General features: G+C 56.2%; 10 protein-coding genes. 1 reads left to right on the top strand and 9 read right to left on the bottom strand.

Annotated features, from left to right (window positions below; all coding sequences use genetic code 11):
• Positions 1–50: 50 nt before the first annotated feature.
• Positions 51–2,801 carry a TonB-dependent receptor plug domain-containing protein gene (locus tag OVA03_RS13905; protein ID WP_267525600.1) on the top strand — a complete coding sequence of 917 codons (2,751 nt, stop codon included), beginning with the start codon at positions 51–53 and terminating at the stop codon, positions 2,799–2,801.
• A 95-nt stretch (positions 2,802–2,896) separates the two neighbouring features.
• Here the strand turns inward: OVA03_RS13905 and OVA03_RS13910 are convergent, their stop codons facing one another.
• The 9 genes from OVA03_RS13910 to OVA03_RS13950 all read right to left on the bottom strand — a co-directional run bounded on the left by OVA03_RS13910 (position 2,897) and on the right by OVA03_RS13950 (position 15,920).
• The gene (locus OVA03_RS13910; protein WP_267525602.1) at positions 2,897–3,367 is read right to left on the bottom strand and encodes a hypothetical protein; all 471 of its coding nucleotides are present in this window, start codon (positions 3,365–3,367) and stop codon (positions 2,897–2,899) included.
• On the bottom strand, positions 3,354–5,150 hold the full coding sequence (locus tag OVA03_RS13915) for an amidohydrolase (RefSeq protein ID WP_267525604.1): 1,797 nt from the start codon (positions 5,148–5,150) through the stop codon (positions 3,354–3,356). The genes OVA03_RS13910 and OVA03_RS13915 overlap by 14 nt, the downstream gene beginning before the upstream one ends.
• Positions 5,151–5,224: 74 nt before the next feature.
• On the bottom strand, positions 5,225–6,451 hold the full coding sequence (locus OVA03_RS13920; protein WP_267525606.1) for a glycerophosphodiester phosphodiesterase family protein: 1,227 nt from the start codon (positions 6,449–6,451) through the stop codon (positions 5,225–5,227).
• Between the two features lie 419 nt (positions 6,452–6,870).
• A complete protein-coding gene (locus OVA03_RS13925) occupies positions 6,871–8,244 on the bottom strand; it encodes an IS1182 family transposase (protein ID WP_267525607.1) in 1,374 nt (457 codons plus the stop codon).
• Positions 8,245–8,567: 323 nt separating this feature from the next.
• Positions 8,568–9,758 carry a Ca2+-dependent phosphoinositide-specific phospholipase C gene (locus OVA03_RS13930; RefSeq protein WP_267525608.1) on the bottom strand — a complete coding sequence of 397 codons (1,191 nt, stop codon included), beginning with the start codon at positions 9,756–9,758 and terminating at the stop codon, positions 8,568–8,570.
• A 100-nt stretch (positions 9,759–9,858) separates the two neighbouring features.
• Complete coding sequence (locus tag OVA03_RS13935; protein ID WP_267525611.1) at positions 9,859–12,813, bottom strand: TonB-dependent receptor; 2,955 nt, start codon at positions 12,811–12,813, stop codon at positions 9,859–9,861.
• 109 nt (positions 12,814–12,922) lie between these two features.
• Positions 12,923–13,849, bottom strand: coding sequence for a FecR family protein (locus OVA03_RS13940; protein ID WP_267525613.1), 927 nt, complete (start codon positions 13,847–13,849; stop codon positions 12,923–12,925).
• A gap of 95 nt (positions 13,850–13,944) precedes the next feature.
• Positions 13,945–14,520, bottom strand: coding sequence for an RNA polymerase sigma factor (locus OVA03_RS13945; protein WP_267525615.1), 576 nt, complete (start codon positions 14,518–14,520; stop codon positions 13,945–13,947).
• Positions 14,521–14,996: 476 nt separating this feature from the next.
• The gene (locus OVA03_RS13950) at positions 14,997–15,920 is read right to left on the bottom strand and encodes a glycosyltransferase family 2 protein (RefSeq protein WP_267525616.1); all 924 of its coding nucleotides are present in this window, start codon (positions 15,918–15,920) and stop codon (positions 14,997–14,999) included.
• Between the last annotated feature and the right edge of the window lie 7 nt (positions 15,921–15,927).

Below are 15,927 nucleotides of genomic sequence, written 5' to 3' on the forward strand. Positions count from 1 at the left end.
GGTCGTGATCACAACGGTGCATATGTACATATCTAAGGGGATTTAGACGAATGGCAAATGAAAACTTCAGACGGTTCAGAACGTCGGTAAAATTTGGTCTGCTGGCGGGTTGCAGCCTGATCAGCCTGAGCGCCGTGGCGCAGGAAGCCGCCCCCGCCGCGGATGAGGAAATCACCACGGTGACGGTGCTGGGTTCCAACATTCCGCGTACTCAAAAAGAGGGCCCCGCGCCGGTTACCGTGATTGACGCTGAGGCCATTCGCGCCGGTGGTTACGCCAATGTCCCTGACCTGTTGCGCACGGTAACGCAAAACGGTGGCGAAACCCAGTCCCAGCAAAGCGGTAATGCGGCTGATTTCTCCCCCGGCGCGCAGCAAGTGAACCTGCGCGGCCTTGGCCCCAACCACACGCTGGTCATGATCAATGGCCGCCGTATCGCCGATTATCCCATGCCCTATAACGGCGAATCGAACTTCACCGACGTGTCCAATATTCCGCTGGGCATGATCGAGCGGGTCGAAATCCTGGCGGGCTCGGCGTCAGCCATCTACGGCTCGGACGCCATTGCCGGGGTGGTCAATTTCAAGCTCAAGAAAAAGGTCGATGGCACAACCGTCGATTACCGCTATGGCTGGACCGAGGATGGCGGCGGCAAATCGAACCGCCTGAACCTTTCGACGGGCTATTCTAAGGATAAGTTCTCAGCCGTATTTGGCGGCGAATATGCCAAGCAGGACCCGATCTATGGCTATGAGCGCTCGCGTCAGGACTCGACCACCGATGCGCCGGGAGACGGCAATCAGGTGCCCAACTATAACTGGCTGCGTACCGATGACTATGACGACTCCATCAACCCAACTGAAGCCCAGTGCAATCTGACGGCGGCCACCAACGAAGGCACGACCGTTCGGGCCTATGACGACTATTATAACTATTACGGCGACGGCGGTTACTACTGCGGGTCGGACCGTTCGATCGCGTACCGCACCATTGTTTCGGATCGCGAAAGCTTCAACGGCTATGCGGCCCTCAGCTATCAGCTTACCGACCGGATCGAACTGTTTACCGACATTCAGTTTGGCATTTCGGAACTAAAGCTGCTGAAACGCCCGCTGTCATGGTCGTACCAGGATGCGACCGGCGATGACACCGGCCTGTTCTACAACAGCTTCGATGATCGCTATGACAACTGGTACCGCATCTTCACGCCCGAAGAAATGGGCGGGCTGCAAAACGCCATGCGTAAGGTCGATTCCAAGACCCTGACCGTAACGCCGGGCGTGCGCGGATCGTTCGGCGCCGACTGGAACTATGAAGTGGCCCTCAACGCCTCGATCTATCAGTCGGAAATCAGCTTCCCGATGGTGGTGGTCGATGCCGCCAATGCGCTCTATCTGGGCGCTCAGCAAGGCACGGACTCGGACGGCTACGCTATCTTTAATGCCGACCCGACCCGTTATTACACCCCTCTGACGCCGGCGGAATTTAAGTCGATCACCGCCACCAGCCTTTATAAGCCCAAGGCCTGGACCAGCGAACTGACCGCCCGCATCAACAAGACCGAACTGTTCAGCCTGCCCGCCGGGCCAGTAGGTTTTGCTGCGGTCGCCGAATATGGCCGTCAGGGTTATAACCTCAACCCTGACCCCAAGGCGCTTACACCCTATTATTTTAGCTGGGTGGATTCTGACGGTAAGGGCGGTCGCACCCACTATGCGCTGGGCGGTGAAATCTCGGCACCGCTGCTGGAAAACCTGCAACTGGGTCTGGCGGCACGCTATGATAACTATAGCTTTGCCGGCAGCGAGTTTGGTGAAACCACCTATAATGCCGGGCTGGAATACCGTCCGCTTAAGACGCTGCTGATCCGGGCCGCCTATGGCACCGGCTTCCGCGCCCCTGACCTGCACTATGTCTATTCCGGCCCCGGCTTTGTCGAAGGGCGCGTACCGGATTATTATACCTGCTTCAGCGATGATCCGACCACTGACCCGTCCGACTGCGATACTACCCGCGTGTCGGTGCGCCGCGACGGCAACCGCGATCTGAAACCGGAAACCTCGAAGTCGTTCAATACCGGTATCGTCTGGGCACCGTCATCGATGTTTGATATCTCGCTCGACTACTTCAAGGTCGAGATGTCCAATCAGGTCGAAGACCTCGATACCGAAAACGTAGTGCGCAACGAAGCCGAATGTCGTCTGGGGCAGCAGGATATCGCCTCCCCGACCTGTCAGGACGCCATCGCCCGCGTCGTGCGCTATACGACCGGGGCTCAGGCGGGCGATATCCGCACCCTGCTGATTAACCCGATCAACGTCGCCAACGAAGACACCGACGGTATCGACGTCGCGGTGCGGGTCAAGTTCGATACCCCGATTGGTAAGCTGTCGATGTCCGGCAGCCACACCCATACCTTTGTCCACGACTATCAGCGCTTTGATGGCGATGACTATCTGAATAAGTTCGCCGCCGATTCCAGCTATTATATCCCGCGCGATAAGTCGTCCCTGTCGACCTCGCTGGCCACAGGGGCATGGAAATTCACGGTGGATGGCACATGGCTGGGTAAGCTGCCCAACTATGACGAAGACGCCTATGTGAAGGGCTATTACCTGTGGAACGGTTCGGTGCAGTACGACATCAACGCTCAGGCCAAGGTGTCGCTGGCGATCACCAATCTGTTCAACGAGCAGCCGATCCGCGATGCAACCTGGACCGGATATCCTTTCTATAATGCCAACTGGTACGATGGCATTGGCCGGTCAGGCTTCCTGCAACTGACCTATAAGTTCAAGTAAAAGCGCATTAAAGCGTATGCCGAAAAGGTTCACGGTTTTCGGAATCAAATGCGCGTCTGATAAATAAGAAAGCCGGAGGGAAACCTCCGGCTTTTTTACTTGTTGCCTATAAGGTGCCACCGGAGCCAAAGTGCGTCTATTTCCGCTTCCCGACTTACCTTTGTTTCATCAGGCGCGGTATCCACACCTGACAGCCCATAGAGTGGGTTTTCCAATCCGGTAATAGTTACCTCATCGCCACCAAACTGATCGGCCGTGATGTCTACAATCCACCCGTCATACATTACCCAGGCGTGGGCTTCCCAGCGCGTACCTGTGAAGTAGCCGTAAGGGCCAAGTTCCGGCGCGTCCTCTGACAGGCGCGGTATATTATTGACCCATGTGGCGTCATAACCTTCTGCATTTAAAACGCGCGATAGGAACATGCTGGACCGAACGCACGTCCATGTCGAAGGCACGGGTGGCGACAGGCCGCGCCGCTTCTGCCAGTCCGCCCATTCCGGAAGCAGGAAGTTGCGCGTCCTAATGGCCAGTGCCCACAGGACGGAGGCTTTATTTACGCTCATAAACCACCTTACCGCCGACCATAGTCATCAGCACCTTGGTGTCGGCGATATTATCTGGGGCTATGGCAAACAGGTCGCGGTCGAGCACGATCATATCTGCGAATTTCCCGACCTCCAGCGATCCGGTGGTGGTCTCGGCCCGCAGGCTGTAGGCGGCATTTATGGTCATGGCCTTTAGCGCGGTCGTCAGGCACAGGCCTGGATCTATGCCTAAGCGACCGGGATATTTGGCGGCATCGGCGGGGCTGGCGGTACGGGTCAGTCCGACTTTGAGGGCAAACCACGGATTGAGCGCATCGACGGGCCAGTCGCTGCCGTAGACTATGGTAGCGCCGTAAATCTCCAGCAGGCCCGCCGGTTCAATAATGGCGTGACGATAAGGGCCCATATAGTCGCGTACCGCCTCGACCGTGTCTGCCGCCGGTTTCTGCCACTGGAACGACAAAACCGGCAGGGCGTTAAGCGCTTTGAAACGCGCAAAATCGGTGGGATCAACGATCTCAGCATGGGCAATGGCTGGGCGCAGATTGGCTTGCGGGTGCCCCCGTCGCACGGCCTCAATGGCATCCAGCGCTTGCCTGACGGCGCCATCACCATCGGCATGCATGTGTGGATCGATACCTGCCTCGGTCAGCTTCAGCAGGGTTGTTTCCAGCTGTGCGGCGGTGAAATAAGGCGCTGGCCCGCGATGCTCGCCAGGCCGCCACACGGGCTTATCCGCCGTGCCGGTATTGACGAAATAGGGCTCAACCATCACGCCGGTAAAGGCGGGGGCGGCGATCACGCCATCCAAAAACAGCTTGGCGGTATGGATGCGCAGGCCGGGCGCGGCGCCAAAGGCTACCTGCTCATACTGTTTTTTCTGGCGCAGGACTTCATTCACGGCCTTATCGGCATCATAGCCTTCGACCGGATCGATCAGCACGCCAAAGGCGGCCCGCGCCGTCAATTCGTTCGCCTTATAAATCGTCGTATAGGCCGTCAGCGTCTCCGGGTCGGTATAGACATCCAGAAAGCTGGTGATCCCCTGTGCGTTCATAATTTTAAGCGCAATCTGTGCCGCCTTAAGGTTGGTGGCGGCATCGGGCGGCGGGATCAGGTCGCGCACCAATCCTTGCGCGCCCTCCTCCAGCAGGCCGGTCGCCTCGCCCTTATCGTCGCGGACAATCTTGCCATCCTTGGGATCAGCGGTGGCGCGAGTGATGTTTGCGACCTCTAACGCGCGCGAATTGACCAGAATAGAATGGCCGAACGATGAGCGTACCATCACCGGGCGCTGAGTTTTTAGAGTGTCCAGATCGTGCCGGGTCGGCGCATAGCTGGTCGGGATCATGTCTTGCTGAAACCAGTTGATCACCGTCAGCCACTGATCGGGTTTGGCTGTGGTTTCCGCATCGAGACAGGCCTCTATCCGCGCCAGAAAATCCGCCCGCGTCAGGCGTTCATAGTTGAGGTTGCACCCCAGCGTGCGCAGGCCTCCTGACTGCGGATGCATATGGCCGTCGATCAGGCCGGGCATGACAAAGCGCCCCTTCAGGTCGATGGTGCGGGTGGCCTTACCCGCAAACGCTTTGGCGTCCGTGGGATTACCGACATAAACAATCCGGCCATCGGTAATGGCCATGGCCTCCATGACGGCATCGCTGGCATTGGCCGTATAGATTTTGCCATTAGTGAGGATCAGATCAGCAGGCTTGGGCGGCTTGGCCCAGACATGGCTGCTGACCATCGCCATGGCCATAAGGGCAAGCCCCTTGACCTTTAACCTTTTGCCGCCCGTCATACTGTTGCCCCTCTGAATCTGCCTGCCAAGTGAAGCATGACGGGGCGGCTCAGGCCAAGGGCTATTTCAGGGAGTTATCTCAGGCCCTGGCAACTGGCATAATAGCTGACCGTGGCCGGCCAGTCGCTGAACACGCCCGTCACGCCGACATCCTTAGCCAGCACATCCAGAACCGTGTAATAATCCCCGCCGCCGCGCACGGCCTTGGCCACGCTCTGGAAATACCATCCGCCGCCGTCCGTCAGGGGGCCGGAACGCTCCATAGACCAGGCGATGATCTTGATATCGGCTGCCTTCAGGGCTAAGGCCAGCCGCGATGGCACGATCTTGCCGTTGGCGTCCACCGTCAGCAGGAACGTAATGGCCGGGGCGACATAGTTGATGCCCTCACGCTTCAGGGCCTTCGGATCGAACCCCCAGCTTGACGGGTTCATGCCGTCCAGTCCGGGGATAGTTTCGTCATCGATCAGGTATACCGCCTGTGCGCCAAAGGCGGGCTCATGGGCGATCCAGTAGCGAATATCGGCAATATCAAAGCTCTGCGGCCAGACATCGGCGGCCGGAACACCGGCGGCCTTATATTCGTTGATCAGCTTTTGCGCATAGTCAGCCCGCGAGAAACCGTCGAACGGCATGGCAACGACGGGTGTCTTAAGCTCCGGCGTGAATTTGGCCCCCAGAAAGCGGAACAACTCGATAGACTCTCTATGGGTCATGGTTTTGGCGGGTTCAGCCGCATAAAGGTCGGTGCGCCAATTCGGGGTGCCGCTCAGATAATCTTTGGCGGTGGTGGCGCTCACATAGGCGCCGTCCATCTTGGGCGTCAGTTGACGAAATTCCGCCAGCGTTATGTCAGAAGTCCGGCATTCGGCCTGAGCCGGTTTCGTACCGGAGGCGGGCACAAATGGCTGTGTGCATTTCTTCCCCAGATCCGTGGTCACGATATTGGTCGTGGTGTGCAGGTCATTCTGAGCATGACGGCAGACCAGTTCCTTATCCTTCGTGAACGTGACATCGCACTCAAGGATACCGGCGCCTTGCCAGGCGGCGGCACGGTTCGATTCGACCGTGTGTTCCGGGAACATCAGCGGTGCGCCGCGGTGTCCGATTGAAAACAGGGTGCGATGCACAGGCTTGCCGATACAGGCTTTGAGGGCGTCCTTGAGCGGGCCGTCGGCCATCTTGTCAATCAGATAGAGGGGACGCACACCGACCTCAACCGGGGTTTCCCCTGCCATAGCGGGTGCGGCCACAAACAGGACGGCCACCAGACCGATCGCGCGGGTGTGGGCGAGGGACATCTAAAAGCTCCGGCAAAAACCTGTCCTTAACATGCGGCCGTGACGCGTGTGTGACGCGAATTGTCACTTAGCTGGTCGTAAAAAGCCATAATTATTTAACGGGAAAGTGGTGCGCTTAGGTGACTCGAATTGCCCGAATAAGCCTTTGAATTCAATTTTCTAAACGTAATCGAATTTCTGTCGAAGCCCCCAAATAAGCCCCCATCTCTTATGTGTTGTTCGGGCTACAGTCCCGAATCCATTCCTACCCACCAATGTCCAAGCCTGTCCTTTGTAGCAGTTTCTACGGTCGGTGCGAGTTGTGTTACCCCGTGAAGATCGACAATTTTCGTCTGGAGTTGGCGGATATTGTTGAAAAAGTCGTTTTGTAGTCGCCTTGATATCATTCGGGTTGTCGCTCGGGCGTGGCGACCGCTCTCTCAGGCGGGTTGAGGGTGCCGTATTGGCAGCACCTTGGCCAGTTTTCTCAGGTTTTGGGCTGTGGCTGCCAGAAGGAACTCATCTCTGGCACCATTCGGGCCGCGCAAGCGCAGCCGGTCGAGCCTTAGAATCCGTTTCAGGTGAGCAAACAGCATCTCGACCTTCTTCCGTTCTCGCCTGGATGTCACATAGGCGTCCGTTCCGGCGATGTCTCTGGCCATGTCACGCGCGCCTTCATAGATAGATCGCGGCACCTTGCGGATCGGCGTATTTGGACAGCACCGTGGTTTTAGCTCGCACGCACTGCAATCCATCTTACTCGCGCGATAGCGTATCACACCATCTTCATCGATCGTTGGACCGCGGGTTCGCTGGCTCGATCGCAGTGCCTTGCCGCCGGGACAGCGGTAGAGATCGTTTTCGTGGTCGTACACGAAGTCGGCGCGGCTGAACGTACCGTCTTCCCTTTGGGACTTATCGAACACCGGGATGTGCGGTTCGATACCTTTCTCATACACAAGCCAGCCCAGCATCTCGGCTGATCCGTAAGCCGTGTCCGCAGCCGGCCTCTCCGGATAGAGACCGAAACGCTCATCGACCCTGTCAATCATGGTGCGCACGGCCCCGACTTCGGCCTGTCGTATTGCCCGTGTAGCCTCGACATCGACAATGACGGCATGCTTCAGATCGATCAGATAGTTGGTGGCGTATGCGAAGAAAGCTAAGCCCTTCATGGCGCCCGTCCATTGTGCGGCCGGATCAGACTTTGACACGAACTTCGGTTTGGTCTCGCTGGCCGCGCCCCAGGCGGTATCATCTAACACATCAAGATATTCCTGTACCGAACGGCGTGTTGCCGCCAGGCCTTGCCAGTCGACTTCATCGGCTGCGGCCGCAGACCGCTGCTTATTGGCGTCAACCTTAATCAAACTGGCATCGGCGGCAAAGCCGTCGCCACCGACGAGGCCTTCATCGATACAACGTTGCACCGTCATCTCGAATAGCTCGCGCAAGAGGTCGCTATCTCGGAAGCGCCCGTGTCTATTCTTGGAGAAGGTCGAATGATCCGGCACATCGCCGTCCAGGCCTAATCGACAGAACCAGCGATAAGCCAGATTGAGATGAACCTCTTCGCACAGCCGACGCTCAGATCGGATGCCGAAGCAGTAACCCACCAAAAGCATGCGGATCATCAACTCTGGGTCAATCGAAGGCCGCCCCATGTCGCTATAGAAGGGCCTTAGATGATCCCGAATGCCGGAGAGGTCAACGAACCGGTCGATAGAGCGGATCAGGTGATGCGTCGGTACATGGCGTTCGAGGTCGAACTCGTAAAACAGCGCCGCCTGCATCACCGTCCGTTCGCCCATCATGGTCGCATCTCCTTGTTACACAAGGAGTGAATCAGCACTTCAGCCCGACTGCAAGACCGACTTTTCAACAATATCGGCCCTTAAGAGACATGAGCGTTCGTGCTGAAAGTGCAAAAAGCGGACGTTCTGCCCCCTTTCAGCGGGATTGTTTTTTTGTCATAGCCCTATCTACTCACGAGTTAGGGCCTCCGGCAAATCCTCGGCGGCTCACTTTCACGATTATTACCCTTTCCGCGAGAATGGTCATAAATTGGCAAAACCTGGCGCGGTGACCGCGGAACATGCGGCGGTATCCGGCTGCCGAACGCCCGCGGCCATCATGTCTATTGTTGCACGCTTTTGGGGAGGTGAGGACTCAGGTGAGCGCCCGCCGCCGTCGCCTCTGGCACGCGCGGATTTAACCGCACCTTCTGCCCCCCGGGAAGCGTCACAACATAGTCGCTCAGGTCAGTCCGAGGCTGATAAAGGTCAGTTGTAACATATTGAGCTCCGGAATTGAGGGCGGCCAGTTTGCGGGTCGGATCATTGGCGCGGGCCTCTTTCAGACTGGCATCAGCGCGGGTACGCACAATAAACCCTGAACTCACCAGACCCTTGATCTTTTCGTAGGATTTTAGCGGATCATTCTCTACGAAAACAGCGGCATGCGCGGCCTCCGGGGACACTGATTTCACGAACAAAAGCTGACCTTCAAGGGCCTTATGGCGTCCCATATAGGTGCGGGTAACGGTTTCGGATTCATCGATCAGAAAAAAAACCTTGCCCCGGGTCTCGCGAAGGGTCGGCCAGCCGTACGTTTTCAGGGCTAATGGTAATGTGGCTTCGCCGCGTCGAACGTCGTCGGGCGTGAGTATGTGGTCGCGTGAAAAAACCGATGCAATTTCGGTCTCAAGATCGGCGAAAGCGCTTAGGTCGAAGGCGAGTGGTTTGACAACGCCGTCGTAACTAATCTCTTCCTGCTTGGTATTGAACATGATCAACAGGGGGGCATGGTCAGGGTGCGTCTCGGACCAGGTGCGGATTTCACCCAGGCACAGCTTAAGGGTGGGGCAGGTTGATCGCACGTCGATATCCTGCATGTGCATGACCTTGAAGCCTGGTGCGGTCATCTGACGGGCGTCATAAGGCTCAAATCCACGGGTATTAGCGGTCAGTCTGGGCCCAAGCGGATCGGCGTAGCGACCGCCCTTCGGATCGTAATAAAGGTCGAGCTCAATTTGCCTGAGACCGAGATCGAGTTGCGTCTTCAGGGGTTTGTTACCGTAATCCCAGCCCGCAGAATTACCCGGACGCAGGTGCTCAATCAGTTTGAGTTCCGGCGCAGTCGGGCGGACATGATAGCTGTTGTGGGAGCCGATGGCTTGAATGGCGTTCATAGGCAGGCTGTCGAACCACGCAGCGCACACACCTTCAATATCGGCCGTGTGGTCGCAGGCGGCGGGTGGTGTTTGTGCCTCGCACAGTGATGCCGGTAGGCAAACCGTGAGGGCCATGAGCGAAAAGTATTTACGCATGTCTGATTTTCCAGAAAAATGTTGGGCTAGCGTTAAAAGCCAGCGCGCAAAGCGTAAGCTCCGTTCCGATTGGCACGGAACGGAGCTTTAGTTTTAACCGTTAATAGCGGTAAGTGGCGCCAAGGAAGACGGACCGCCCAAATTCGTTTTCTTCGTAGACGTAATTGAAACCAGGCCCCTGCATTTTGCGGCGGTTGGCATCAGTCAGATTTTTTATCTCGAATTCAAAACGTAGCTGACGGTTCAGATTATACTGGGCTTTTAAATCTATGGTTTCCCAGTTGCTCCAACGGGTTTGCTTCGTCAGATCGACCGCTGTTTCATCCGTGTTCAGACTGATGCCGTCCTGATAACCGCCAAGATAGTTGTAAGCGAGACGGGTCGACAGAGCTTTGGTCCAGTCATAGCTGACTGACACATTGGCAACGAATTTCGACTGATATGGCAGAAAGTTCAGTTTCAGCGTATCGCTGTACTGCATTTCGGCCTCAGTCACCAAAGCGTTGGCATTGAAGTTTAACCGGTCAAACGGCGCGGGCAGAAAGCTCATGTCGGAGAGAATAATTTGGGCCTCGGCCCCCAGGACTGAAGCGCTCTCGACATTTTCAGGTTGCCTGACCGTTACATCTTCATAAAGCATGTCGTCATAAACGATGTCCATCACGCGTTTTCGGGTGACAATCTCATCCTTAATGTCTTTATAAAAGACCCCGACCATCATCAGGTTTTTGCGCCCATTCGGATAGAATTCCAAAGCGGCGTCATAGTTAGACGACTGACGTGGTTTCAGATCAGGATTGCCGCGTGTGGCGGAAACCAATTCATCATCAAGATTGAATGAGACCGTCTCGCCGGATATGGAAACCTGATCCGGGCTTGGACGTCCCAGGGTTTCGCTGTAGGCCAGCTTGAGCCGGAGATTGTCGGTGACGCCGTAGCGCAGGCTCAGGCTGGGTTTAAGAGCGCTATAGCCCCCCTTTATGCTCTGGCGGTTATAGTTGTCCCGTGCGCCCGCTTCTTCGACGGCATAGTACCAGCCGCCGACATCGACATCTTCGTAGCGCAGTCCCCCCGCAAACTTGAAGCGTTCGCCGGTAAAGGTTGTCATGGCGTACGCGGCTGAAATGGTCTCGCTGTAGGCATTATCGTCCTGAAGGTTGTAGGCATAGGTGCTGTCGGTATCCTCAACCTTACCCATCACCTCTTGCCAGCGACTGTAATCGAGCATGAGAAGCGGCTGCCCTTCGCGACCGGCGATTTCCAGATTGCTTAAATAGGTGAAATCGTAAGCGCTTATGCCCGTGCTGGTGCCGCGCTTGCCGCGTATACGTCCGTCGTCGCGCTTGCGGTAAAGGTCGGTGACCTTGAGACCCGTTTTAAAGCCCCAACCGTCGTAGCCTCGCGTATGCCAGTCGTAGTCGGCTTTGAAATCGACTACCCGTTCCTGGCTTTCACGGGAGCGGATATCATTTGCGGTAACATTGACATATTTAGCCGCATTGTACCAATCCGCCGTGGAGGTCGCATTCGGGGTCAGCGTCATTAAGTCTTGCGAGGTGTCGTAGGTGCCCGCCAGATTCGTGGCCGTCCGGATGCTGATATCGGGGAAGTTATCGTCCTGATAAAGGTGATGGCTTATCCCTAAATCGAAGCTTAACTCACCGTCATTGGCGAAGCGATGTTCACCATAAAGCTTGGTGCCTGACTGGCGCCGGTCGTTGGGGAAATAAGCGGCCTGAATTTCGCCGTAGCCTTTAGTAAAGGTTCCGGTTGTGGGGCTTGTCACCGTCGTATTTGCCAGGCTTATGCCGCGAATACCGTGCATGAAGCGGTTTTCGGACTCGAACATGGTATAGACATAGCTGTTCCAGGACAGGTAGGTCTGAGGCGAGGGCTTCCATTCCAGCTTGAGCATTCCGCCGTATCTTTCGACGACGTTGGTATAGGCGTAGGCGCGCATTTCTGCGACCACGGGTGTGTCTCCCACCCCGTCGCCATTACTATCAGTTCCCGTATAATACATCGTATTGTATTGGGTTTTTTGCTGGTGACGGCTCTTGTAATAATAGCTGCCGGCAAACATGACGCCGAACTGGTCGTTGTCGCCGAACCGATCGCTCCAGGTGAATTCGGCCTGACTGCCCTGCGTACTTTTATGGTTACCAGGTCCGATCTGGACATCGGTGGGCGTCTTATCATCACTGAAGCTGTTCAGTTTGCCACGCGCAACGAGATAGCGGCCTTTGGCATCAAAGGCCGAACGGCTATTGATGTTAAAATGGGCCCCGATCCAGCCCAGGTCCTGGTCGGACATGTGTGATTTATAGACTTCAAGGCGTGACAGAGCCGTGGCCGGTATGGCCTGCATATTCACATTGCGCGACCCGTCGCCATAGCCACCGACTGTTGCCACCGTCATATCATCAAAGGTGGTCAGATTATAGGACAGGGGCAGGCCGCGCGCCGTGCTGAACTGACCTTCATCCTCATCAAAAATAGCTGAAACGCCCGATATCCGGCGCATCGCGTCAGGAATATTGAAATCAGGTAATTGGCCGGCTTCATCGACGTTTACCGAGTCGTAGATTTCATCGATCTGATACTTGCGGGCAACGTTCGCCTGATCTACGGCGCGTTCACCGACAACGACGACCTCTTCAATTGGTACATCGACGTCTGAGGGCGGGGCGGCGAATGACGTCTTTACAGGGGTCTCAGTCCTTGCGGCAATGCGCAGGGAAACCATTCCCCGGTCCTGCCTGGCGATGACAAGGCCCGAACCGGCGATCAGGTGTTTCAGAGCCTCATCACGCGTCAGGCTTCCGGATACGGCCGGTGCCTTACGCCCGGCTATCTGTGCCGAGGGGTAGAAAATCTGCTGCCCCGACTGGGCGGCCCAAAGGTTTAAAGCCGTCCCGAGGTCTTGCGCGGGTATTGAAAAGATGACGGTTTGGGACGACTCATGCGCCTGTGCCGTCAGCGGAAATGTCAGAGCCAGTGGGCTGACACTTAGTAATGCCCATAGCAGGCAGGTATTGCGAGTTCGAATAGCCATTAAATTACCCCATATCCCAACGGCACAGTGTTTGCCGCCGCTGAATAGAGGATGCTTGGGCCCGTCAGTGCCGCCAAAAAAAAATACGAAATATTTATGACGGCATATTTTATACGACCTTTAATATAATGCCCTCAGCAGAAGGGGTGGCCTTGACAGACAATGACGCCTCAAGCGCATTTAGAAAGCTCTCGGGATCAGAGGCGTTGAAGCGCCCCCCAACGCGCAAGGCCGCAATCCGGGTATCGCCTATTATCAATTTGCGCGACAAGTACCGGTTATACTCGTTAACGGCGGCACTCAGGGGGGCATCCAAAAGGACGATTTCGCCTTTTTGCCACCCGGCCAAGGCCAGAATCTGATCGGGCGAGACTGAGGATAGCGTGATCCCCGCGTTTGTGGCCCGCAGCCTCTGACCCGTGTGAGCGTCCGTCGTTGCGGAATGACGTCTATTCCCGAGCCGCGCCCGTCCCGTCATAACGGTGAGGTCAAGCGCTTCTGAGTCCAGGCGCAGATTGAACAGGCCTTCGAGGAGCACAGCCGCGTACTGAATGGTTCTCAGCGTTAAACTACCTTGCCCCAGGGTTACCGCGATTTCACCGCGTAACAACTCAAGGATTATGCCTTCGCCACCCTTGTGCCAGCGCATGACGGTATCGGTATTTAGTTGGACGCGCACATTGTCGCTCAACACCAAGGTCCGGCTTTCGCCAATGGCCGTTGCGACTTGGTTTGGCCGGGGCTGAGCAAACCAGAAGGTGCCGCTCACCCCCGCGGCGGCAAGTCCTGCAGCGGCCATTAATACGGCACGGCGCGATATAGGTGGTTTGGGCGTTCGCACTGAAGCCGTCGGCGCGACATCGCCAGCGTCGCGCCAGGTGCCAAGAATACGCGCATAGGCCGCGGCATTATAGGGGTCTGCTCGCCAGCGTTCAAACGCCGGCAGATCGGCACGTCCGCTGTCAATGCGTGCGCGCCATTCGGCGGCTTCTTCTATCGCGCGCAACCGCGATTTGTGCACTGGAATATCGTTCAAGAGAAGGCGTGTCCTATGGCGCGAGGATTCCGTGTACTGTTCATAAGTTAGACGCTTGAACAAGCCGATTCCGCCAAATTTGGGCGCGTTTTTGACTAAAGTATGGACTTGTTTACAGGATCGGCGCGAGTACGGGTTGTTTTGCCGTCTTTTGAACGCGGTTTGTGCTTGGCTTGCGCCAACAAAAACAGTCCCCGCGCCAGTCGCTTTTCAATGGTAGACAGGCTCTGTCCAAGATGTATGGCAATCTCACGCGACGTCAAATCATGAAACCGGCGCAACTCCAAGACCTCCCGACAGCGCTGAGGAAGTCCGGCTATCGCGTGGGCAACATGGCGCAGACTTTGCCGGGCACTGGTAATTTCATATGGGTCTGGCGTCGGGTCCGCACTTTCCAGGGCGTAGGTTTCACTCAGTGCCTCAAATTTAACAATGCGTGATCGTCTCAGCTTGGCAATAGCCAGATTGCGTACCATGCGCATGACATAGGCGGGCGGACTGTCTATAACTCGCCATGCGTCGGTTTCAAACAGACGGGCATAAGCGTCATGCACAAGGTCGGCGGCGGCGTCAGGATCACCGGTCAATCGTGCCGCGATCGACAGATAACGCGCCTCATGGGGCAATACCTCATCGATAAACCAAATATCTATATCGCGGATGTCCGACACAGGTGCGTCCAAATTGTCAAGCGGCGGATCGCTTATAAGTAAGTATTTTGAAAAAGTGCATGAAGATTTTGCGACAGCTAAGCGCGCGTGAAAAAGTTTATAGTCTGAGTTGGAGATTAGGTGTTTAGCGACATCGCCCCCCGCCATTTAGTACATCCGAGTTGACAAACTGATGGGCGGATACTCGCTATCGGGCGGAACTAGAAGTGGATCCCGTGAAAGCCCGGTAATGGGATTTTTTGGCTTTTGACGAATGTCTGCACCGGGCGCGCAGGGGCAGATACTCCCTCTTTAGGCCACATGTTCTGTCTGAATGAAGCATGCTCCAGAGGGGCAGTGGTTTGAAGTTTTATGTGAAATAAATAGATGCCACAAATTTACTTGTGTGTGACGGTTGTAGTTATCAGTTTAAGAGTAAATACCTTGCATATGTATCAGTCATTTTGACTTGTAGGGATATCGATCTTGTACACTTCTCAGGCCGGCGGGATTTTAGCGGGGAACAACCATTCGTGAATATAGCCTTCATGCCACGCCAGACTGAGGTGGTGTTTGGTCGCTTCTATGGGCATGAGGCACATCAGGAAGTGTCCGGCAAGTTTCAGGCCTAGCCACAGGTTGCGCCCCAGTCCCGGATTAGTGCCCATAAGGTGCGCTTCGCGGCGCTCAGTGACGCCTTCCCAGAACATGCGCTGTTTCGCCCATTTCAGGGTCAGGCGGTCGCTGGGAATTATGCGGCGGATGGCCATTTCGGCAAACACCCACAGCCGCCAGCCATTGGCGATCATGCGGTTGACCATGATGCGTTCATCGCCGCTCATCAAAAGGTCACCGTGACGCCCCAAAGTCATATCATGGCCACCCACCGCAATAGCGACATCACGGCGCACCATCAGGTTTGCACCCGTGATCATTGGGTTTTGGGTGCAGTCGCCTTCGCGGGCGGGGTAGGGGTAGATCAGGATGCGCCACGCATCGGTCAGGTGAGAGGTGTCGCCATCGAATTCCGGCACGACCGGTCCGCCGATGATGGCGCAGTTTTCCGGTACGCTGTTAATGGCATGGAATAAGGCCTGCACCCAGTCATCGGAGATCAGGGCGTCGTCATGAATGAACGCCACCCATTTTCCGCTCGCGCAGGCCAGCGCCAGATTGCGGGCGCGCGATGAGCCTGAAACATCCAGCCGGATCAGCCGCACACGCGCGCTGTTCGATCCCGGCATTTGCGCCGTTTCAATCAATGTCTGGGCGTGCTGGGCATTTGAACCGCTGTCGATGATCAGCAGTTCATTGCGCTCAGGGTCCAGTTGCGGGCGCAGGGCGGTGATCAGTTCCGCAGCCTTTTGGGAGCGGTTGTTTGTGGTTACAGCGATCGTGATCAGAGGCTGCCCTGTGCCCACAGGGTTT

The organism is Asticcacaulis sp. SL142 (genome assembly GCF_026625745.1).
Taxonomy (GTDB): Bacteria; Pseudomonadota; Alphaproteobacteria; order Caulobacterales; family Caulobacteraceae; genus Asticcacaulis.